19 protein-coding genes and 2 riboswitches are annotated in these 20,603 nt (G+C 68.4%); of the genes, 8 read left to right on the forward strand and 11 right to left on the reverse strand.

Annotated features, from left to right (window positions below; all coding sequences use genetic code 11):
* Window positions 1-3: 3 nt before the first annotated feature.
* The 4 genes from E8F12_RS07245 to E8F12_RS07260 all read left to right on the forward strand — a co-directional run bounded on the left by E8F12_RS07245 (window position 4) and on the right by E8F12_RS07260 (window position 3,339).
* Window positions 4-711, forward strand: a complete 708-nt coding sequence (locus E8F12_RS07245; RefSeq protein ID WP_280324592.1) for an ABC transporter ATP-binding protein — start codon at window positions 4-6, stop codon at window positions 709-711.
* A gap of 1 nt (window position 712) precedes the next feature.
* The gene (locus E8F12_RS07250) at window positions 713-1,975 is read left to right on the forward strand and encodes an ABC transporter permease (RefSeq protein ID WP_280324593.1); all 1,263 of its coding nucleotides are present in this window, start codon (window positions 713-715) and stop codon (window positions 1,973-1,975) included.
* A 7-nt stretch (window positions 1,976-1,982) separates the two neighbouring features.
* On the forward strand, window positions 1,983-2,501 hold the full coding sequence (locus E8F12_RS07255) for a DUF3299 domain-containing protein (RefSeq protein WP_280324594.1): 519 nt from the start codon (window positions 1,983-1,985) through the stop codon (window positions 2,499-2,501).
* 166 nt (window positions 2,502-2,667) lie between these two features.
* Window positions 2,668-3,339 (forward strand): OmpW family outer membrane protein, encoded by a 672-nt coding sequence (locus tag E8F12_RS07260; protein ID WP_280324595.1) that lies wholly within the window; start codon window positions 2,668-2,670, stop codon window positions 3,337-3,339.
* 194 nt (window positions 3,340-3,533) lie between these two features.
* On the opposite strand, the gene E8F12_RS07265 is transcribed toward E8F12_RS07260, so the two are convergent.
* The 6 genes from E8F12_RS07265 to E8F12_RS07290 form a co-directional block, all read right to left on the reverse strand.
* Complete coding sequence (locus tag E8F12_RS07265) at window positions 3,534-4,463, reverse strand: NAD-dependent epimerase/dehydratase family protein (RefSeq protein WP_280324596.1); 930 nt, start codon at window positions 4,461-4,463, stop codon at window positions 3,534-3,536.
* Window positions 4,456-5,340: a sugar nucleotide-binding protein gene (locus E8F12_RS07270; RefSeq protein WP_280324597.1), complete on the reverse strand. Its 885-nt coding sequence runs from the start codon at window positions 5,338-5,340 to the stop codon at window positions 4,456-4,458. The genes E8F12_RS07265 and E8F12_RS07270 overlap by 8 nt, the downstream gene beginning before the upstream one ends.
* Before the next feature lie 97 nt (window positions 5,341-5,437).
* A complete protein-coding gene (gene cobM, locus E8F12_RS07275) occupies window positions 5,438-6,208 on the reverse strand; it encodes a precorrin-4 C(11)-methyltransferase (protein ID WP_280324598.1) in 771 nt (256 codons plus the stop codon).
* Window positions 6,205-6,621, reverse strand: a complete 417-nt coding sequence (locus E8F12_RS07280; protein ID WP_348532408.1) for a cobalamin biosynthesis protein — start codon at window positions 6,619-6,621, stop codon at window positions 6,205-6,207. Before E8F12_RS07280 ends, cobM begins: the two co-directional genes overlap by 4 nt.
* Window positions 6,618-7,328, reverse strand: coding sequence for a CbtA family protein (locus tag E8F12_RS07285; protein ID WP_280324599.1), 711 nt, complete (start codon window positions 7,326-7,328; stop codon window positions 6,618-6,620). The genes E8F12_RS07280 and E8F12_RS07285 overlap by 4 nt, the downstream gene beginning before the upstream one ends.
* A 10-nt stretch (window positions 7,329-7,338) precedes the next feature.
* Entirely contained in the window at window positions 7,339-7,524 is a 186-nt protein-coding gene (locus E8F12_RS07290) for a CbtB domain-containing protein (RefSeq protein ID WP_271410474.1), read from the reverse strand.
* Between the two features lie 102 nt (window positions 7,525-7,626).
* Window positions 7,627-7,842: riboswitch (cobalamin riboswitch) on the reverse strand.
* Between the two features lie 58 nt (window positions 7,843-7,900).
* A riboswitch (cobalamin riboswitch) is annotated at window positions 7,901-8,094 on the forward strand.
* Between the two features lie 103 nt (window positions 8,095-8,197).
* Between E8F12_RS07290 and cobW the strand changes: the two genes are divergently transcribed.
* Together cobW and cobN are read left to right on the forward strand one after the other, a co-directional pair.
* The gene (gene cobW, locus E8F12_RS07295; protein WP_280324600.1) at window positions 8,198-9,250 is read left to right on the forward strand and encodes a cobalamin biosynthesis protein CobW; all 1,053 of its coding nucleotides are present in this window, start codon (window positions 8,198-8,200) and stop codon (window positions 9,248-9,250) included.
* Window positions 9,251-9,414: 164 nt separating this feature from the next.
* The gene (cobN, locus tag E8F12_RS07300) at window positions 9,415-13,149 is read left to right on the forward strand and encodes a cobaltochelatase subunit CobN (RefSeq protein WP_280324601.1); all 3,735 of its coding nucleotides are present in this window, start codon (window positions 9,415-9,417) and stop codon (window positions 13,147-13,149) included.
* Between the two features lie 124 nt (window positions 13,150-13,273).
* Here cobN and E8F12_RS07305 read toward each other — a convergent pair whose 3' ends face one another.
* Window positions 13,274-14,365 (reverse strand): 3-deoxy-7-phosphoheptulonate synthase, encoded by a 1,092-nt coding sequence (locus E8F12_RS07305; protein WP_280324602.1) that lies wholly within the window; start codon window positions 14,363-14,365, stop codon window positions 13,274-13,276.
* Between the two features lie 522 nt (window positions 14,366-14,887).
* Here E8F12_RS07305 and E8F12_RS07310 point away from each other — a divergent pair.
* Entirely contained in the window at window positions 14,888-15,889 is a 1,002-nt protein-coding gene (locus E8F12_RS07310) for an AAA family ATPase (RefSeq protein ID WP_280324603.1), read from the forward strand.
* Entirely contained in the window at window positions 15,814-16,578 is a 765-nt protein-coding gene (locus tag E8F12_RS07315) for a VWA domain-containing protein (RefSeq protein ID WP_280324604.1), read from the forward strand. Before E8F12_RS07310 ends, E8F12_RS07315 begins: the two co-directional genes overlap by 76 nt.
* 127 nt (window positions 16,579-16,705) lie before the next feature.
* On the opposite strand, the gene E8F12_RS07320 is transcribed toward E8F12_RS07315, so the two are convergent.
* The 4 genes from E8F12_RS07320 to cbiE form a co-directional block, all read right to left on the reverse strand.
* Window positions 16,706-17,413 carry a (2Fe-2S) ferredoxin domain-containing protein gene (locus E8F12_RS07320; RefSeq protein ID WP_280324605.1) on the reverse strand — a complete coding sequence of 236 codons (708 nt, stop codon included), beginning with the start codon at window positions 17,411-17,413 and terminating at the stop codon, window positions 16,706-16,708.
* Window positions 17,410-18,141 carry a cobalt-precorrin-6A reductase gene (locus tag E8F12_RS07325; RefSeq protein WP_280324606.1) on the reverse strand — a complete coding sequence of 244 codons (732 nt, stop codon included), beginning with the start codon at window positions 18,139-18,141 and terminating at the stop codon, window positions 17,410-17,412. The genes E8F12_RS07320 and E8F12_RS07325 overlap by 4 nt, the downstream gene beginning before the upstream one ends.
* Window positions 18,138-19,235 carry a cobalt-precorrin-5B (C(1))-methyltransferase gene (locus E8F12_RS07330; protein ID WP_280324607.1) on the reverse strand — a complete coding sequence of 366 codons (1,098 nt, stop codon included), beginning with the start codon at window positions 19,233-19,235 and terminating at the stop codon, window positions 18,138-18,140. Before E8F12_RS07330 ends, E8F12_RS07325 begins: the two co-directional genes overlap by 4 nt.
* Window positions 19,236-19,385: 150 nt before the next feature.
* A complete protein-coding gene (gene cbiE / locus E8F12_RS07335; RefSeq protein WP_280324608.1) occupies window positions 19,386-20,588 on the reverse strand; it encodes a precorrin-6y C5,15-methyltransferase (decarboxylating) subunit CbiE in 1,203 nt (400 codons plus the stop codon).
* Window positions 20,589-20,603: the final 15 nt, after the last annotated feature.

Consider the following 20,603-nt stretch of genomic DNA (forward strand, 5'->3'; position numbering starts at 1 on the left):
CCCATGAGCCAGACACTGATCGAACTCCAGGGACTGGGCTTCGCCTGGCCCGACCACCCGGAATTGCTGGATATTCCCGAATTCCGCCTGCAACGGGGCGAAAGCCTTTTCCTCAAGGGCCCCAGCGGCAGCGGCAAGACCACCCTGCTCGGCCTGCTCGGCGGCGTGCAGAAGCCCGGCCGTGGCAGCATCCGCCTGCTCGGCCAGGACCTGGCGACGCTTTCGGCCAGCGCACGCGACCACTTCCGCGTCGACCACACCGGCTACATCTTCCAGCAGTTCAACCTGCTGCCCTTCCTGTCGGTGCGCGAGAACGTCGAGCTGCCCTGCCGCTTCTCCCGCCTGCGCGCCGAACGCGCGCGCCAGCGCCACGGCAGCATCGACCAGGCCGCCGCCACCCTGCTGCGCCACCTGGACCTCAAGGAGGACCTACTGCACCGCCGTGCCGACGCCCTGTCCATCGGCCAGCAGCAGCGTGTGGCCGCCGCCCGGGCACTGATTGGCCAGCCGGAACTGGTGATCGCCGACGAACCCACCTCGGCGCTCGACGCAGACGCCCGCGAGGCCTTCCTCCAACTGCTCTTCACCGAATGCCGCGAGGCCGGCGCCAGCCTGCTGTTCGTCAGCCACGACCAGAGCCTGGCCGCGCTGTTCGACCGCAGCCTGTCCCTGGCCGACCTGAACCGCGCCGCGCGCCCCGAGGAAATCTGACATGCATCTGCTGCGCCTGGCCCTGGCCAGCCTCGCCAACCGCCGCTTCACGGCGCTGCTCACGGTCTTCGCCATCGCCCTCTCGGTGTGCCTGCTGCTGGCCGTGGAACGGGTGCGCAGCGAAGCCCGCGCCAGCTTCGCCAGCACCATCAGCGGCACCGACCTGATTGTCGGCGCCCGCTCCGGCTCGGTGAACCTGCTGCTCTACTCGGTGTTCCGCATCGGCAACGCCACCAACAACATCCGCTGGGACAGCTTCGAATCCATCGCCCAGGACCGCCGGGTGAAATGGGCCATCCCCCTCTCCCTCGGCGACTCGCACCGCGGCTATCGCGTCATGGGTACCAGCACCGCCTACTTCGAGCACTACCGCTACGGTCGCGGCCAACCACTGCGTCTGGCCGAAGGCAAGCCGTTCGCCGACATGTTCGAGGTCGTGCTCGGCGCCGAGGTGGCCGAGGCACTGCATTACAAGCTGGGCGACAAGCTGGTGCTGGCCCACGGCGTCAGCACGGTCAGCCTGGTGCAGCACGACGACAAGCCCTTCAGCGTGGTCGGCATCCTGGCCCGCACCGGCACCCCGGTGGACCGCACCCTGCACATTTCCCTGGCGGGCATGGAAGCCCTGCACGTCGACTGGCAGAACGGCGTACCCGCCCGCGGCGCCGGCAAGGTCAGCGCCGACCAGGCTCGGGCCATGGACCTGCAACCCAGGGCCATCACCGCCTTCCTCCTCGGCCTGAACAGCAAGATCGCCACCTTCGCCCTGCAACGGCAGATCAACGAGTACCGTGGCGAGCCGCTGCTGGCGATTCTCCCGGGCGTGGCGCTGCAGGAACTCTGGAGCCTGATGGGCACGGCGGAGAAGGCGCTCTTCGTGGTCTCGCTGTTCGTCGTACTCACCGGGCTGATCGGCATGCTCACCGCCATCCTCACCAGTCTCAACGAGCGCCGCCGGGAGATGGCCATCCTCCGCTCGGTGGGCGCGCGCCCCTGGCATATCGGCAGCCTGCTGGTGCTGGAAGCCTTCGCCCTGGCCCTGGCCGGCGCGGTACTGGGTGTCGGCCTGCTCTACCTCGGCATCGGCCTCAGCCAGGGCTATGTGCAGGCCAGCTACGGCCTCTACCTGCCGCTCGCCCTGCCCAGCCCCTATGAGTGGACGCTGCTCGGCGCTATTCTGGGCGCCGCCCTGCTGATGGGCGTGGTGCCAGCCTGGCGTGCCTACCGGCAGTCACTGGCCGACGGCCTGTCCATTCGCCTGTGAGATCCCCATGAAGTCCATTCTGCTGGCTCTGCTGCTGACCCTCTCCGCCCCGCTCTGGGCCGCCGAGGTGCGTGAACTCACCTGGGCCGAGATGATCCCGCCGGACGCCCCGCCGCCTGCGCCGCCGGCTCCCATCCATGACCTCTCGCAGCTGTCCGATGCGCTCAACGCCGAAGCCGGCCCGGCCGCCACCCAGCAGTCGCCGGCGGCGCCGGTGGTCAAGGCGCTGGACGGCCAGGAAGTGAAGCTGCCCGGCTACATAGTGCCGCTGGATGTGACCGAGGAAGGCCGCGTCACCGAGTTCCTCCTGGTGCCTTACTTCGGCGCCTGCATCCACGTGCCGCCGCCGCCGTCGAATCAGATCGTCCATGTGAAGAGCGAGCTGGGCGTGTTGATGGACGCCCTCTACCAGCCCTTCTGGATCGAGGGCCCACTGCAGGTGAAGGCCAGCAGCAGCGAGCTGGCCGAAGCCGGCTACCAGATGGAGGCGAGCAAGATCTACCCCTACGAATCGCCCAGCAACTGAGACCCTGGCCGAAAGAGCGAACGCTCGCGAATCCCCGTTTCGCGAGCAAGCTTGCTCCTACGGTAGGCGTATCCCGCCGACACATTGCTCTGGATCAAGATACAAAGCTTCCTAATTATCGAAACTGGCTCCAGCCAAACACATTTAGAACTGACTGGAGCCTCCCATGCGCAAGCATCTTCTCACCGCCTCCCTGCTCGCCCTCGCCATCGCGTCGCCCCTGGCCCAGGCCCACAAGGCCGGCGATGTGATCCTCCGCGCCGGCGCCGCCACCGTCGATCCGAATGAGGACAGCTCCAACCTGTCGATCGCCGGCGGCAAGGTGGGCGGCACCAAGGCCACACTGGACAGCGATACGCAGCTGGGCCTGACCGGCACCTACATGTTCACCGACCACCTCGGCGTCGGCCTGCTGGCCGCCACCCCGTTCAAGCACGAAGTCGGCGTCAAGGGCCTCGGTGCCCTGGACGGCAAGCTGGCCGACATCAAGCACCTGCCGCCGACCCTGACCTTGCAGTACTACCCGCTGGAGTCGAGCTCGGCATTCCAACCCTATGTCGGCGCCGGCATCAACTACACGCTGTTCTTCGATGAAAGCCTGACCAGCCAGCGCAAGAGCCAAGGCTTCAGCAACCTGGACCTGGATGACTCCATTGGCCTGGCCTTCGAAGCCGGCATGGACTACATGCTGACCGAGAACGTGCTGCTCAACGCCGCCGTCTGGTACATCGACATCGACACCCAGGCCACAACCGACCTGGCGGGCGTGGGCAAGGTGAAAGTGGACGTGGATGTCGACCCCTGGGTCTACATGGTCGGCGTCGGCTACAAGTTCTGACCGAGCACTCCCTTGCTGAAGGCGCCTGCGGGCGCCTTTCTTGTGTCTGGGAGAAATGCGGGAGGCGGAAACCTGTGGGGGCGAATTCATTCGCCAAGCAGACCGCAGGTCTGCCCTTCGGCCTTGCAGGGGGCTGCTGCGCAGCCCTTGGCGAATGAATTCGCCCCTACAGGGTAGAAGCGAACTGGAACCGATCAGCGCCCCAGCAGGCGCGAAACGCCCTCGCGCAGCGGCGTCGCCGGCGGGAAGTCGTAACGCAGCAACAGCCGTGTGTTACTCGCCCGTGAATGGCGGATATCGCCGGCGCGTGGCTCGGCGTGGGTCACCGGTGGCAGGCCACCGAGCACCTCGCCGATGGCGGCGAGCAGTTGCTTGAGGCTGGTGGCCTGGTTGAGGCCGACGTTCACCGGACCGGCTTCCAGCCACTCCATTTCCAGGGCCTGCACCAGCACTTCCACCAGATCGCCGACATAGACGAAGTCGCGAGTCTGCTCGCCGTCGCCGAAAACGGTGATCGGCAGGCCGGCCAGGGCGCGCTCGGTGAAGATGCTGATCACCCCGGAATAGGGTGAGGACGGATCCTGGCGCGGCCCGAAGATATTGAAGAAGCGGAATACCGCAGGCTCCAGTCCATACTGGCGGCGGTAGAAATCCAGGTATTGCTCGCTGGCCAGCTTGTCCACCGCGTAGGGCGTCAGCGGCGCTTTGGGGGTGTCTTCGTCGATCGCCTGGCCTTCGCCGTTCTGCCCATAGACCGCCGCGCTGGACGCGAAGAGCACCCGCTTCACTCCATTCTCGCGCATGGCCTCGCAGACGTTCAGGGTGCCGATGAAGTTGCTCTGGTGGGTCGCCACCGGGTCGTCCACCGAGGCCTGAACCGACGCCACCGCAGCCAGGTGCGCGACCGCCTTGCAGCCGGCCATGGCCCGCGTCACCAGCGCAGCATCGGCCACGTCACCCTCGACCAGTTCGAGGTGCGGGTTGTCCAGTGCCAGATTGGCGCGCTTGCCAGTCGAGAGGTTGTCCAGCACGCGAACGGCATGGCCCCTGGCAAGCAGTGCGTCGGCCAGGTGCGAGCCGATGAAGCCGGCGCCGCCAGTGATCAGGATGGGAGAGTCAGCCATGGCGGTAATAACGGTCCAGCAGCGTCGGCAGCGCGGCGCGCCAGGCACGCGGCTTGATGCCGAAGGTATGGAGGATCTTCTTGCAGGCCAGCACCGCGTTCTGCGGTTCGTCCTGCGCGTCGGGGCGCGCGGCGTGGGCCTGGGGCGTGATGTCCTGCACCTTCAGCGGGTGCAGGCTGCGGGCCTCGCTGAGCAGCGCCTGGCCCAGGGCCAGGGAGGTTGTCGCCTCGTGGCCGCCGTAGTGGTAAGTGCCCCAGAGCGGCGCCTGGCAGTCCAGTTGCTTGATCACCGCCAGCAGCACCCGTGCGGCGTCGTCCACCGGCGTCGGGTTGCCACGGCGGTCGTCCGCCAGGCAGATCTCTTCGTCGCGCTCGGCGCGGGTGAGGAAGCGTCCTAGCAGGCCTTCACGGCTATCGTCGAGCAACCAGCCGAAGCGCAGCAGAACATGCTTGGGGCAGGCCGCGCGAACGCTCTGCTCTATGCGCCAGAGGGCCTGCCCGCGCAGGCTCAGGGAGACCGTTTCGTCCTTCTCGCTGTAGGCGGTGGCCCGCGAGCCGTCGAAGACCCGGTAGCTGGAGGGTTGCAGCAGGATTATGCCGTGGTGCTGGCAGAGTTCGGCGAGGCGCTCCACGCCGCGCTCCTGGGCCGCCAGGCGGACGTCGCTGACTTCGTCGGCCTGGAACCAGTCGAAGTAGTAGGCGAGGTTGACCACGGCGTCGGGCCGGGTGTCATCGAGCAGCTGGGTCAGGCTGGCGGCGTCCCAGCCCTGTTCGGGCGGACGCGGAGCGAGAAAGCCGATGTCTTCCTCGGCGCCCAGGCGAATCAGCGCCTGTCCGAGTGAATTGCCGCCACCCAACAGCATCAAGCGCATTCGCATAGAGAAAAAGGTCGCTTAAAGCCGGTTAGAGGGAGTGCGCGGGCCATTCGCCCGCCGCATAAGAGCCGCATTCTGCGGGTTTCACCGCCGTACGTCACTAGCCGCGTGACGGCTGCGCCCCTGCCGGGCGGTAGAGATGCCCATGGTCGGCGCGATAAAGGGAGGAATCGGCGAAGCCTTCAGCGGCCAGCACCGCCCCCACCAGGATCAGCGCCGTGCGGCGGAAATCCCGTGCCGCCACCTTGGGCAGGATATCGCCGAGGGTGCCGGTGACCTGCTCCTGGTCGGGCCAGCTGGCACGATGGATCACGGCGATGGGGCAGTCGGCGCCGTAGTGCGGCAGCAGTTCGTCGACTATCTTCGCCAGCTGGCTCACGCCCAGGTGGATCGCCATGGTCGCGCGGTGCCGGGCCAGGTCGCCCAGGGCCTCGCCTTCGGGCATCCGCGTCTTGCTCGCGTAACGGGTGAGGATCAGGGTCTGCGACACCTCCGGCAGGGTCAGCTCGCAGCCCAGCAGCGCGGCGCAGGCGGACGTGGCAGTCACACCGGGCACCACCTCATAGGGGATGCCCAGCTCGCGCAGGTGGCGGATCTGCTCGCCGATGGCGCCGTAGAGCGACGGGTCACCGGAATGCACCCGCGCCACGTCCTGCCCCTTGGCATGGGCTTGGGCGAGCAGGGCGACTATCTCGTCGAGGTGCAGTTCGGCGGTGTTCACCACCTTTTCCGCGCTGTGCCCTGCCAGCACCGCCTCGGGCACCAGCGAGCCGGCATAGAGGATCACCGGGCAGCTGCGGATCAGCCGCTGGCCCTTCACCGTGATGAGTTCCGGATCGCCGGGGCCGGCGCCGATGAAAAAGACCGTCATGGCCGCTCAGCCTCGTGTCGGATGCAGGCCAGGGCACAGGTGGCGCTGGCGCTGCGGCGTTTGTCGATGAGCAGGATGGCATGGCCGCCGATCAGAATCTCGGCCTGGGCCAGGGCGGCGGCTTCGGCCACGCCCGGGCTGCCGCTTGCCTCGCGCACCCGTTCGGACGGCTGGCTCAGGCGGCCTTCGTGGGCCGCCAGGATATCCACAGGCAGGCCGTGGAGCGGAATCGCCAGTCGCTCGGCCAGGGCCATCAACCCCGGCTCCGCAGCCCTGGCCTCGGAGCTCGCCAGGGCGACCAGTGCGTCGAGGGGAGCGCCAGCCTCGGCAAGGCACTGCAGCAGCAGGCCTTGCAACTCGTCCGCAGGGCAACCGCGCCGGCAACCCAGCCCGGCCACCAATTTCAAGTTCAAGCCGCAGTGTGGCGCTGGTACAGCCAGGCCGCGGCCCAGCCCAGGGCGGCCCAGAACAGCGCGTTGGTGATCAGCGAGGCGGCGATGAACTCGTGCTCCAGGGCTTCCGGCGCCAGACTGGAATGCACCTCGGGCTGCGGCGCGCCGACCAGGTGGGGGATCACCAGCAGCGCCAGGCCAACGATGCGCAGGGCCCAGTGGCGAGCGAAGGCGATCAGTGCCAGACCGGTAGCGGTGGCGGCGGCGGTGCCGATCCACCAGGCCTGGCGTTGGGCCAGGTCGGCGGCAGCGGTGCCCGGAAGCTCCGGCGGCAAGCCGAGGGACGGAGCCAGGGCAAAGGTCGCGAAGCCGCCCAAGCCCCAGAGCAGCCCCTGCCAGGCGCGGGTCGGGCCGCGCAGGCTGAACAGTCCGGCGAGGATCAGGGCGAAGCCCACGGCCACCACCAGGTTGCTGCCGCCAGTGGACAGGGTGCGCTGCCAGCCATCTTCCGGGGCCCAGGCCTCGTCGCTGTGTTCATGGGTATGGGCCACGGCGGCGGCGCCGTGCTGATGGTCGTCGACATGTTCCACCGACGCGGCCGGCTCGGCGTTTTCATAGGTCTCCGCCTGGAGGATCAGCGGGGTGACCCACAGGCTCTGCAGCAGGGTCAGCACCAGGGCGGCGATCAGGCCGGAAAAACCGGCGGTCTGGGCAATGCGCTTGATCATCTGAGCTCACTCAGTGGCAGGGGAAGGCGGCGCTGTGACGGGTGTCGTGGGCGGCGTTGTGCACGGCCTCGATATGCGAGAAGCCGGCGAAGTACACCAGGGACAGGCCGATCAGGCCGGCGCCGATGGCCAGCACCAGGCGTTGGGCCAGGGTCGAGGAGGAAGCGGCGGAATGGGACAGGGTGCGGCTGGACATGGAGGTTCCCTCTGCGTTGCAAGTGATACCAGCAGGGGAACGCGCATGAGGGAAGCGGGCGCACAGGCACCCCGATTTCCGGCTTGCGCCCGCCCACCGCGGGTTGCCAAAACGTGATCAGGCCGGTCTCCGGGCTTGCGACGCCTGCCGATGGCAGGATGGGCTTGCCTTCCCATGCCCGAAAGCACAGTGGCCTACTAATCCCTACGTTCGCTTACCGTTGCGGGGGCAGCGTCGGACTAATCCCTGGGGGATGCACCGACTTCCCGTTTCACCCCGCGCACGACGACGCGGGGCACCTGAAAAAACCGTGCTAGGACATCACGAGTCCGACCAAGCGTCAACTGCCGCGATTGACCGTCGTTGGCGCCCTGCGTAGCCTTCGCCCCTTCGAGGTTCTCCGGGCGCGTCCCGGAGCTAAGAGGGAACGTGGTCAAGGCCACGGCTGCCCCCGCAACTGTGAACGCCCCCTGGGCCCTTCATACGCCACTGCGCAAGCGGGAAGGCGAAGGTGCCGCGCCAGGCGCAGGGTCGTGAGCCAGGAGACCTGCCTCGACGAGCTTTCAGACAACCGGGCGGGGTGATCCGGTGGCGAAACCAGGCACGGGCTTCTCCGCGCCTTCGTCCTGCACGCCCGCCGATCCGACCGATCCCCAGCAAAGGGCCGCCGTGCATGAAAACCCTGGCAAAACTCCCCGTCACCATAGTCACCGGCTTCCTCGGTGCCGGTAAGACCACCCTGCTCCGTCACATGCTGGACAATGCCGAAGGCCGCCGCATCGCGGTGATCGTCAACGAGTTCGGCGAGCTGGGCATCGACGGCGAGATCCTCAAGCAATGCTCCATCGGCTGCAGCGAGGAAGAGGCCGTGGGCCGCGTGTTCGAACTGGCCAACGGCTGCCTCTGCTGCACGGTGCAGGAGGAGTTCTTCCCGGTCATGCGCGAGCTGGTGGCGCGCCGCGGCGACCTCGACCAGATCCTCATCGAAACCTCCGGCCTGGCCCTGCCCAAGCCCCTGGTGCAGGCCTTCCAGTGGCCGGAAATCCGCAATGCCTGCACCGTGGACGCGGTGATCACGGTGGTGGACAGCCCGGCCGTGGCCGCCGGCACCTTCGCCGCCCACCCCGAGCAGGTGGACGAGCAGCGCAAGCAAGACCCGAACCTCGACCACGAGTCGCCGCTGCACGAACTGTTCGAGGACCAGTTGGCCAGCGCCGACCTGGTGATCCTCAACAAGGCCGACCTGCTCGACGCCGCAGCACTGGCGGCGGTGCGCGCCGAAGTCGCCGAAGAGCTGCCGCCGGCGGTGAAGATCGTCGAAGCCAGTGCCGGCAAGCTCCCGCTCGAAGTGCTGCTGGGCCTGAACGCCGAGGCCGAGCTGCACATCGACAACCGCCCCACCCACCACGACCACGAGGGCCATGAGGACCACGACCACGACGAGTTCGACTCCTTCCATGTCGACCTGCCGGAAGTGGAAGAACGCGCCCTTCTTGAAGCCCTGGCGCACCTGGTGGAGCGCCACGCCATCCTGCGCATCAAGGGCTTCGCCGCCATCCCCGGCAAGCCCATGCGCCTGCTGATCCAGGGCGTCGGCAAGCGCTTCGACAAGCACTTCGACCGCAAGTGGCTGAGCGACGAAACCCGCAACACCCGCCTGGTGGTGATCGGCCAGGAGCTGGACCAGGCGGCCATCGCCAATGAGCTGAAGACCGCGCTGGCGTGAGATCCACTGCCCTCTCCCCCAGCCCCTCTCCCGCAAGCGTGAGAGGGGAGCTTGTACGGCGCTCCGCCGACACTCCTCTGCACCGGCGCACTCCGAACCGGCTCCCTCTCCCTTCAGGGAGAGGGCTGGGGAGAGGGTGCTGCCCAAAGTGAGATAGGCCAGCCATGCACCTCCTGCGCACCCAACCCGGCGGTTTCGTCCCCGACGACGGCATCGCCCACCTGGCCCAGACGCCCGCCGAGCTGGTGATCCTGTGCAGCGGCGACTCCCACCTGGCGCTGCTTGCCGAGGCTGCACGCGAGCTGCCGGCGGACTACCCGAGCCTGCGCCTGGCCAACCCCATGCAGCTGCAGAATCACGCCTCGGTAGACCTCTATGTCGACGAGGTGCTGCAGCATGCCAAGGTCATCCTTATTTCGGTACACGGTGGCGTCGGCTACTGGCGCTACGGCATCGAGCAGCTGGTGGCCCTGGCCGAGCGCGGCGCCAGGCTGATCCTCGTGCCCGGCGACGATCGCCCCGACCCCGAGCTAGCCAGCCTCTGCAACGTGCCGGCCGCGGATGCCGACCGCCTCTGGCAGTACCTGCGCCAGGGCGGCCTGGACAATGCCCGGCAACTGTTCAATTACCTGGCCAGTCTGTGGCTCGCGCGCGACTATCCCTGGAGCGAGCCGCAGGCCCTGCCCCGCGTCGCCCTCTACCACCCAAGCCAGCGCCAGGCACGGCTGGACGACTGGCAAGCGGACTGGCAGGCGGGACGGCCGGTGGCCGCCCTGCTCTTCTACCGCACCCACCTGCAGGCGGCGAACACTGCCTTCATCGACGCCTTCTGCGAGCGCCTGGCCGCCCAGGGCCTGAATCCCCTGCCCATCGCCGTCGCCAGTCTCAAGGAAGCCGAGTGCCTGGCGGCGGTGGAAAACTGGCTGGACCAGGCCGGCGCCGGACTGATCATCAACACCACGGGTTTCGCCCAGTCCAATCCGGACGCCCCCAGCCTGCGCCCCTTCCGCCGCGATATCCCGGTGCTGCAGGCCATCTGCTCGCTGGATAACGAACCGCTCTGGCGCGACAACCCCCAGGGCCTGGGCCCGCGCGACCTGGCCATGCACATCGCCCTGCCGGAGCTGGACGGCCGCATCATTACCCGCGCCATCAGTTTCAAGGGCATGGCCTGGCGCAGCGAGCGCAGCCAGAGCGACGTGGTCTGCTACCTGCCGCATATCGAGCGCATGGACTTCGTCGCCGCGCTGGCGCGGCGCTGGTGCGAGCTGGCGCGCAAGGCCAACGCCGACAAGCGCATCGCCCTGGTGCTGGCCAACTACCCCACCCGCGACGGCCGCATCGGCAACGGCGTGGGCCTGGACACCCCGGCTGCCGCACTGAACATCCTCCGCGCCCTGGAGGCGGAGGGCTACCCGGTCGCCGGTCTGCCGGACAGCGGTACGGCACTTGTCCACAGCCTGCTGGGCGGCGTCAGCAACGACCTCGATAACCTTGACCTGCGCCCCTGCGCCCAGAGCCTGGCGCTGGATGACTACCTGGCCTGTTTTGCCCGCCTGCCCGAGGCCAACCAGCAGGCGGTACGCGAACGCTGGGGCGAGCCGCAGCAGGACCCGATGTTCCGCGCCGGCCGCATGATGGTCGCCGGCCTGCGCTTCGGCCTCGCCTTCGTCGGGATCCAGCCGGCGCGCGGCTACCAGCTGGACCCGGCGGCCATCTACCACGACGCCGCGCTGGTGCCGCCCCATGGCTACCTCGCTTTCTATTTCTGGCTACGCGAGGTATTCGCCACCGATGCGCTGATCCATGTGGGCAAGCACGGCAACCTGGAGTGGCTGCCGGGCAAGGGTGTCGGCCTGTCCGCCGAATGCTGGCCGGACGCCGTGCTCGGCCCGCTGCCGAACATCTACCCCTTCATCGTCAACGACCCCGGCGAAGGCGCCCAGGCCAAGCGCCGCGCCCAGGCGGTGATCATCGACCACCTGATGCCACCGCTGACCCGCGCCGAGAACTACGGCCCGCTGCGCGACCTCGAACGCCTGGCCGACGAGTACTACGACGCCTCCCTGCTGGACCCGCGCCGCGCCGTGCAGCTGCGTGGGGAGATCCTCGAGTTGGTGAAGGCCACCGCCCTGGACCGCGAGCTGAACCTCAGCCTCAGCGACGACCCGGAAAGCTGGCTGCCGCAGCTGGATGCCTACCTCTGCGACCTCAAGGAATCGCAGATCCGCGACGGCCTCCATGTGTTCGGCGAATCCCCCGCCGGGCGCCTGCGCGACGATACCCTGCTGTCCCTGGTGCGCATTCCGCGGGGTGACGGCAAGGGTGCCAATGCCAGCTTGCTGCGCGCTCTGGAGACAGACCTGGCGCTCGGCCGCGATCCGCTGGATTGCAACTGGGCCGAGGACTGGCAGGGCCCGCGTCCGGCCGTGCTGGCGGCCGTCAGCGATGACCCCTGGCGCAGCAACGGCGATACCCGCGAGCGCCTGGAGTTGCTGGCCCTGGGCCTGATCGAAACCACCGATTTCGGCTCCATCGGACCGGCCAGCGATGCGGTTATCCACAACCTGCGCGCCGTGATAGCCCCCACCCTGGACGCCTGTGGCGCGGCTGAGATCGGCGGCGTAGTGGCCGCCCTGGAAGGCCGCTTCGTCCCACCCGGACCCAGCGGCGCGCCCAGCCGCGGACGCCTCGACGTGCTGCCGACCGGGCGCAACTTCTTCACCGTCGACGTGCGCAATCTGCCTACACCCACAGCCTGGCGCCTGGGCTTCCAGTCCGCCAGCCTGCTGCTGGATCGCCACCTGCAGGACCACGGCGACCACCTGCGCCAGCTCGGCCTGTCCGTCTGGGGCACCGCCACCATGCGCACCGGCGGTGACGATATCGCCCAGGCCCTGGCCCTGATGGGCGTGCGCCCTGTCTGGCAGGCCGGCAGCCAGCGGGTGGAAGACTTCGAGATATTGCCGCTGTCATTGCTCGACCGCCCGCGAGTGGACGTGACCCTGCGAGTCTCCGGCTTCTTCCGCGACGCCTTCGCCAACCTCATCCGCCTGTTCGACGCCGCCGTGCAGGCCGTGGCCGAACTGGACGAGCCCGAAGACATGAACCCCCTGGCCGCACGCGTGAAACAGGAAAGCTCACGCCTCGCCGCCGCGGGCCTGGCCGCCGAGGAAGCCCGGCTGCAGGCCGGCTGGCGCATCTTCGGCGCCCAGCCTGGTGCCTACGGCGCCGGCGTGCAGGGCGCCATCGAGGAGCGCCAGTGGCAGGACCGCGCCGAACTGGCCGAGGTCTACCTCAACTGGGGCGGCTACGCCTACGGCGCCCAGGACGCCGGCACCCCGGCGCGGGAACGCTTCGTCCAGCGCCTGGAACGGCTGCAGGCCGTGCTGCACAACCAGGACAACCGCGAGCACGACATACTCGACTCCAACGACTACTACCAGTTCCAGGGCGGCATGCTTGCCGCCGTCGAGACCCTGCGCGGGGAAAAGGTCGCCAGCTACCACGGCGACCACAGCCAGCCGGACCTGCCGCGCATCCGCAGCCTCAAGGAAGAGCTTGGCAGGGTGGTGCGCGCCCGCGCCGCCAACCCCAAGTGGATCGCCGGCATGAAGCGCCACGGCTACAAGGGCGCCTTCGAACTGGCGGCGACCGTGGACTATCTGTTCGCCTTCGACGCCACCAGCGAACTGGTGGACGACCACCAGTACCAGTTGCTGGCCGATGCCTACCTACTGGACGAAGACACCCGTGAATTCATCCAGCAGCACAACCCCGAAGCCCTGCGCGATATCGCCGAGCGCCTGGTGGAGGCGCAGCAGCGAGGGCTGTGGGAGAACCCAGGGGCATACCGCGAGGCGATCGAGAATCTATTGCTGGATATCGAGGAGCAGTGAATTGCCTTTGCTCTTGTAGGGGGAATTCATTCGCCAGGGGCAACGACGTTGCCCTCTCGCTCCCTCAGGGCGGACCTGCGGTCCGCTTGGCGATTGAAATCGCCCCTGCACGACCGTACGAAACTCACCCGCGCAACCGCGCGGCTGCCTTCCGCAAAATCGCCTCGGTGCCTGCCCACCCCAGGCAACCATCGGTGATGGACACGCCATAGCGCAGGTCGCAGGACAGCGACTGGGCGCCATCGAACAGGTGGCTCTCGATCATCACGCCGCGCAGGGCGTCCTGGCCGGCCAGGCGCTGGGCGATCACGTCTTCCAGCACCGCCGGCTGGCGCAGCGGGTCCTTGCCGCTGTTGGCATGACTGCAATCGACCAGGATGCGCGGCGCGATACCGAGCTTCTCCAGGCCTGCCCGGGCTGCCTGCACACTGGCCGCGTCGTGGTTTGGGCCCTGGTGACCGCCGCGCAGCACCAGGTGGGTGTCCGCGTTGCCCGCGGTCTGCACCAGCGCCGGGCGGCCCTGGGCATCGATGCCGAAGTGCTGGTGCGGATGGGCCGCCGAGCGCATGGCGTCGGTGGCGATACCGAGGCTGCCGTCGGTGCCATTCTTGAAGCCCACCGGCAGGTCCAGGCCGCTCACCAGCTCGCGATGGATCTGCGACTCGCTGGTGCGCGCGCCGATGGCGGCCCAGCTCAGCAGGTCGTCCAGGTAGCCGGCGACCAGCGGCTGCAGCAGCTCGGTGGCGATCGGCAGGCCCAGCTCGGCCATGTCCAGCATCAACCGGCGGCTCAGGGCCAGGCCCTCGGCCATGTCGCCGCTGCCATCCAGATGCGGGTCGTAGACCAGGCCCTTCCAGCCCACCGTGGTGCGCGGCTTCTCTACGTAGGCGCGCATCACCAACAACAGCTGGTCGCTGACTTCCGGTGCCAGGGCTGAGAGGCGCCGGGCGTAGTCGAGGGCGGAATCAGGGTCGTGGATGGAACAGGGGCCGACCACCACCAGCAGGCGCGAATCCTCGCCATCCAGCACGGCGCGCACGGCCTCGCGCTGGGCGCGGATCTGGCGGGCGAGCTCATGGGACAGCGGCAGGCGCTGGCGCAGTTCGGCGGGGCTGGGTAACGGCTGGGTGGTGCGGGAAGACGGGATGGCCGCGTCCAGGGCAACGACGTGCAGGGACTGGGCAGCGGTAGGCAGAACGGAAACGGAAGAATTCATGACTGGCATCCTCGGCCGGCGCGGCTCGGTCCGCGCGCGGCGCTCTATCTGGGTGTTCGAAGCAAGGGAATCAGGGCGTTGGCAAAGCGGCTAAATCGCCAGTCGGAGTTGCGGTAATAAGTCTGATAGGGGCGGTAGCTGATCATGGTGCGATCCTCGATGTACGTACGGTTGGCCTTGTGGGCCGTAGAAAAAACAAAACCCCCGGTCGGGTTGCCGACCGGGGGTTTCGTGGAGCTTTGGCGGCGACCCTGCTGGAGTGGGCCGCCTGATGGGGTATCAGGCCAGCCCGTGGCTAAACCAATACCCATAGAAATAGCTGGCCGCAGCGGCCACACGCACCCGCGCCGGGGCTGAAGCCTGGCAAGCGATGAGCGAAGTGGTAGCGAGGTGCGGCATGACGATCTCCAAAGCGAATGCTGGCTAACCTACTTCATCGCAGCCGGCCGTTCAATCACTGATTTCTATCGGCGCCTTCGGGCTTTCGCTACCATGCCCGCCATGCATTTGCAGGAACCCGACATGTCCGACCTACCCCACTTTCCCCTGGCCGCCGTAGTCGGCGCCGATGAGCTGAAGCTGGCGCTCTACCTCGCCGCCATCGATCCGGCCATTGGCGGTGTGCTGATCGAAGGCCCGCGTGGCATGGCCAAGTCGACCCTGGCGCGGGGCATCGCCGAGCTACTGCCGGATGGCATCTTCGTCACCCTGCCGCTCGGCGCCAGCGAGGAACGCATAGTCGGCACCCTGGACCTGGATGCCGCGCTGGGCGAAGGCCGCGCGCAGTTCTCCCCCGGCGTGCTGGCCAAGGCCCACGGTGGTGTGCTCTACGTGGACGAGGTCAACCTGCTGCCCGACCACCTGGTGGATCTGCTGCTGGACGTGGCCGCCAGTGGCATCAATCTGGTGGAGCGCGATGGCATCTCCCACCGCCACCCGGCGCGCTTCGTGCTCATCGGCACCATGAATCCCGAGGAAGGCGAACTGCGCCCGCAGTTGCTCGATCGCTTCGGCCTCAAGGTGCTGCAGAACGGCCAGCCGCAACCGGCCGAGCGCGCTGAGATCGTGCGCCGCCGCCTGGCCTTCGATGCCGATCCACAAGCCTTCGTCGCCCAATGGAGCGGCGAGCAGCAGGCCTTGGCGCAACGCTGCCAGGAAGCCCGCGATCACCTTGCCGCCATCCCCCTGGAGGACGCTGCCCTGGATGAGATCGCCCGGCGCTGCTATGCCGCTGGTGTCGACGGCCTGCGCGCCGACCTGGTCTGGCTGCGCGCCGCCCGCGCCCACGCCGCCTGGCGCGGCGCCGAACGCATCGAAGTCGCAGACCTGGACGCCGTTGAACACTTCGCCCTCGCCCACCGCCGCCTGCATGCCCCGCCGCCGGTCGCGCAGCCCCCGCAAGCGCAGCCCACCGGCCAGCAAGCGCAAGCATCGCCAGGTGAAGGCCAATGGGGCGAACTGCCCGCGCAAGCCATGCCCATGGGCGAACGGCGCGAGCTGCCGCGCTGGCCAAAAAAGCCCTGAGCATCCGCCCGCGCAAGGTCACAGGCGCGGATGCCAGGCCCAGACCAGGCACCCTCGGTAAAGGCCGCAGCGGCGGCCGCCGTACCGGTCCGGAGGGCGTCATCCAGTGGCTGCCCACCCTGCTGCGCGGCCGCCCGCGCAAGGCCGCCGACCTGGTCCGCGCGCCACGCAGCCAACGCCCCGACGAACTCTGGCTGGTGCTGGTGGACGCCTCCGCCTCCACCCGCCGCCACGGTGCACTGTCCCAGGCCAAAGGCCTGCTGACTGGGATTTTCGACGGAGCCTATCGCCAACGCGCCCGCCTCGCCGTGCTCCACGCCACCGGCCGCCAGCCGCACTGGCTCTGGCAGGGCCGGAAAGCCTCCCCCGCCTTGCACCACTGGCTTGCCGATCTGGGCGCTGGCGGTGGCACTCCGCTGATCGAAGCGCTGCAGCAGGCAGCTCTCTGGCTGGCGAAACGGAAACGGCAAAAGCCGGCCGAGGAACAGCGGATGCTGATCCTTACCGATGGGCGATTGAAGGAGTGGCCGGCGCTAGGCGCACTGGGTTGTCCGACGCTTCTGGTAGATATCGAAGGTGGCCCGATTCGCCTGGGGCGGGCGAAGCAGCTGGCAGCGGAGCTGGGGGCGGATTACAGGAGCATCTCCGAGTTTCAGGCAACCGCCCTCTCCCCCAGCCCCTCTCCCTGAAGAGGAGAGAGGTGACTCGCGCCGGCGGCCACGGAGTCAGCCGGCGGGCTCGGGTAGCCGCGTAGGATGGGTTGAGCTCCGCGAAACCCATCAATGACGCCGGCGTCAGCGATTCGCCGCCTACCGGTCACGACTTCATCAACATCTCCGGCACCACCCGCTCTTCCACGATCCGTTCCTGCACCCAGCGCAGCACCTCTTCTTCATTGCGAATGCGGTACCACTCGCCGTCCGGTTGGAGGCTGGCGGTGGGGCCTTCGTCGCAGGGGTATTGGCAATGGGTGCGGGTGATCAGCACGCCGCCTTCGCATTCCAGCTTGCCGGCGTCCTTGAGGGCTTCGCGCAGTTTCTTCCACAGCGGCAGTGCACCACGGCGGGTGCAGCGGGGGCCGTTGCAAAGGAGCAGACGGCGGGAATGGGGCGGGATGCAGGACCAGGAGTGATGCTCGGGCAGGGCCGGCACATCCACGCAAGGGAGGTGCAGTTCGCGGCGGTCGGCCAGGGTGCAGGCGGCGCCCGCCGGATCGGTGTCGTACTGACCCAGCAGGCTAGCGGCGAAGAGTTGCTCGGGGGCGTTCAGTCTGCCCAGTTCGCTGCGTAGCCAGTCCAGGTGCTGGGGAGAAGACCGCGGATCGAGGTCGATCACCAGCAGTGGGCGCGGGCTGGACTGGACGAGCGGCCAAAGGGCGTCGTAACCAGCGGAGGTGTCGACGATATCGGCCAGGGCCGCCTCGCCGAGCAGTGTCACGAGTTGGCGGCGGAAGAGTTCGGCGAAGGAGCCTTTAGCGAGGTCCGGCCCGGCGAATAGCACGCGGGCGTAGGGTGTTGCGGTCATGGGGTTTCCAGGTAGGTCGCGATGGCCTGCCAAAGGTCATCGACTGAATCGAATTCACGTGTCACAGGCGGCAGTTCGGGGCGCTTGAGGATCAAGACCGGCAGCCCGAGTTCACGGGCCACCTGCAGCTTGGGCTCGGTGGACTGGCTGCCGCTGTTCTTGCTGATCAGCACATCGCTCTGCAGTCGGGAAAACAGCTCGCGCTCGCCGTCCAGGTTGAAGGGTCCACGGGCACCGATCACTTCGTAGCGTTCGCCTGCCGGCAGAGATTGCAGGCAACGCACCGTCCAGTGCCGCTGCGCGGGGATTTCGTGGAGGTGCTCCAGAGGCTCGCGGCCAAGGGTGAAGAAGGGCCGACGAAAGTCTTTCAGCGCTTCGATCAGCTCGGCCCAGTCGGCGACGTCGCGCCAGTCATCCTCGGGGCCGGCCTGCCAGCCGGAGCGGCGCAGGGCCCAGCAAGGGATGCGGGCCAGCTCGGCAGCCATGGCGGCATTGCGGCTGATCTGCGCGGCGTAGGGATGGGTGGCGTCGAGAAGCAGGCCAATGCCCTCCTCCACGATGAATCGGGCCAGGCCTTCGGCACCGCCAAAGCCGCCGACACGCACCTGACAAGCCAGGTCATCCGGTACCTTGCCGAGGCCAGCGAGGCTGTAGATGTGCTCGGGACCGAGACGCCGGGCAAGGGCCAGCGCCTCACTGACACCGCCCAGCAAAAGGATTCGCTTCATGGCTGCTCCACGGCCTCGCCGACGATATTGCCCTGGCGATCGATGGCGAAGACTTCCAGCGCCACGCTGGCTGGCACCATCTTGCGGGCGAAAGCCAGAGCGTGGGCGCAGACCGCATCGCCCAGGCAGATGCCGGCGGCATGGGCCAGCACCAGCGCCTGCTGGCTGGTGTTGGCGCCGCGCATGGCCTCCTGCAGTTCGGCGCCGGCGCCAAGCTCCGCGGCCCATTGCGCCAACAGCGGCAGGTCGATGCTGGAGCTGCGGCTGTGCAGGTCCATGTGGCCGGCGGCGAGCTTGCTGATCTTGCCGAAGCCGCCGCACAGGCTGAGCTTGGCCACGGGCGCCTTCCGCAGGTGCTTGAGCACCGCGCCGACGAAGTCGCCCATTTCGATCAGGGCGGTATCGTCCAGGTGGTAGCGCTTGCGCATGGCGTCTTCGCTGGCGTTGCCGGTGCAGGCGGCCAGGTGGGTGAAGCCATTGGCGCGGGCCACGTCTATGCCCTGTTGGATGGAGGCAATATAGGCCGAGCAGGAAAAGGGGCGGACTATGCCGGTGGTGCCGAGGATCGACAGTCCGCCAAGGATGCCCAGGCGCGGGTTCATGGTCTTCAGCGCCAGCTCCTCGCCGCCCTGCACGCAGATGGTCACCTCGAATCCGCCGCCGTAGCCGTGCTCGGCGGCGAGCTGGGCCAGGTGGCGGGTCATCATCTGCCGCGGCACCGGATTGATTGCCGGCTCCCCGACCGCCAGGGTCAGGCCCGGCTTGGTGACGGTGCCGACGCCGGGGCCGGCGTGGAAGCGCACGCCGGGTTCGGCGGCCAGGCGGACCCGGGCGTATATAAGCGCGCCGTGGGTCACGTCCGGGTCATCGCCGGCATCCTTCAGGGTGCCCGCCTCGGCGCCGCCCTCAATCAGCCGGCAGAACTCCAGGCGCATCAGCACCTGGCGGCCTTTGGGCAGGGTGATCTCCACCGCGTCCAGCACCGCCCCGCCCAGCAGCAGGCGCGCCGCCGCCAGGCTGGTGGCGGTGGCGCAGCTGCCGGTGGTGTAGCCGCTGCGCAGGGGCGCGGGTTGCTCGGGGGTTTCGTCACGCATGTTCGGGAGCGCTCGGACAAGTCCCCTCGCCCCCTTGGGGGAGAGGGTTAGGGTGAGGGGGATGGCCTTCGCGCCGGAGTGCAGCGATGCCCCTCTCCCCCGGCCCCTCTCCCGCAAGCGGGAGAGGGGAGACAAGCGGTAGCTCCGCGCTCAAGGCTTCACCACTTCCAGCAGGGTAATCGGCAGCGCCGAGCGCCAGGTGTCGAAGCCGCCCAGCGGCTGCGCCTGGGCGATGGCGATACGGGTGAGTTCACCACCGTGGCGTTCGCGAAAGGCCACCAGGGTGGCTTCGCTCTGCAGGGTCACGGCGTTGGCCACCAGCCGGCCGCCAGGCTTGAGCTGGCGCCAGCAACTGTCCAGCACGCCAGGCTCGGTGACGCCGCCGCCGATGAAGATGGCATCCGGCGCGGGTAGGCCTTCCAGCGCCACTGGGGCCTGGCCAGCCACCAGTTGCAGGCCGGGCACACCGAGGGCGTCGCGGTTGTGCTGGATATGTCCCTGGCGACCCTCATTGGTTTCGATGGCAATGGCGCGGCAGCTGGGATGCGTACGCATCCACTCGATGCCGATTGAGCCGCAGCCGGCGCCCACGTCCCAGAGCAGCTCGTCGGGCCGAGGTGCCAGCCGCGCCAGGGTGATGGCGCGCACGTCGCGCTTGGTCAGCTGGCCATCGTGGCGGAAGGCGTCGTCGGGCAGGCCGGTGGTCAGCGGCAGCGCCCGGGCGCCGTCGCCGGTCCGGCATTCGACGGCCACCAGGTTGAGGTCAGCGGCGGCGTTCAGGGTCCAGTCGCTGGCGATACCGTCGATGCGCCGCTCCCGTTCGCCGCCCAGGTGCTCCAGCACCGTCAGGCGACTGGGGCCGAAATCACGCTCGGCCAGCAATGCGGCGATAGCCGCCGGGCTGCCGCCGTCGTTGCTCAGCACCAGCAGGCGCGCGCCGGCATGCAGATGTGCATTGAGCGCGGCCAGGGGTCTGGCCACCACCGACAGCAGGGTCACCTCCTGCAGCGGCCAGCCCAGGCGGGCGGCGGCCAGGGAATATGACGATGGCGCGGGAATCACCCGCATCTCGTCGATCGGTACCTGGCGGGCCAGACTGGCGCCAACGCCGAACAGCATGGGGTCGCCGCTGGCCAGCACGCAGACCGGCGTGCCGCGTTTCTCCAGCACCGGTGCCAAGGAAAACGGGCTGGGCCAGGGCGTGCGGCGGGCACGGATGCAGTGGGGCAGCAGGTCGAGCTGGCGCGAGCCGCCGACCACTTCGACGGCGCCCAGCAAAGCGTGACGCGCGGCCTTGCCCAGGCCGGCGTAGCCGTCTTCGCCTATTCCCACCACGGTCAGCCAGGGCTGCATTGCACCGTCCTCATT

Source organism: Pseudomonas sp. BN102 (assembly GCF_029871245.1).
In the GTDB taxonomy this organism is placed as follows: Bacteria; Pseudomonadota; Gammaproteobacteria; order Pseudomonadales; family Pseudomonadaceae; genus Metapseudomonas.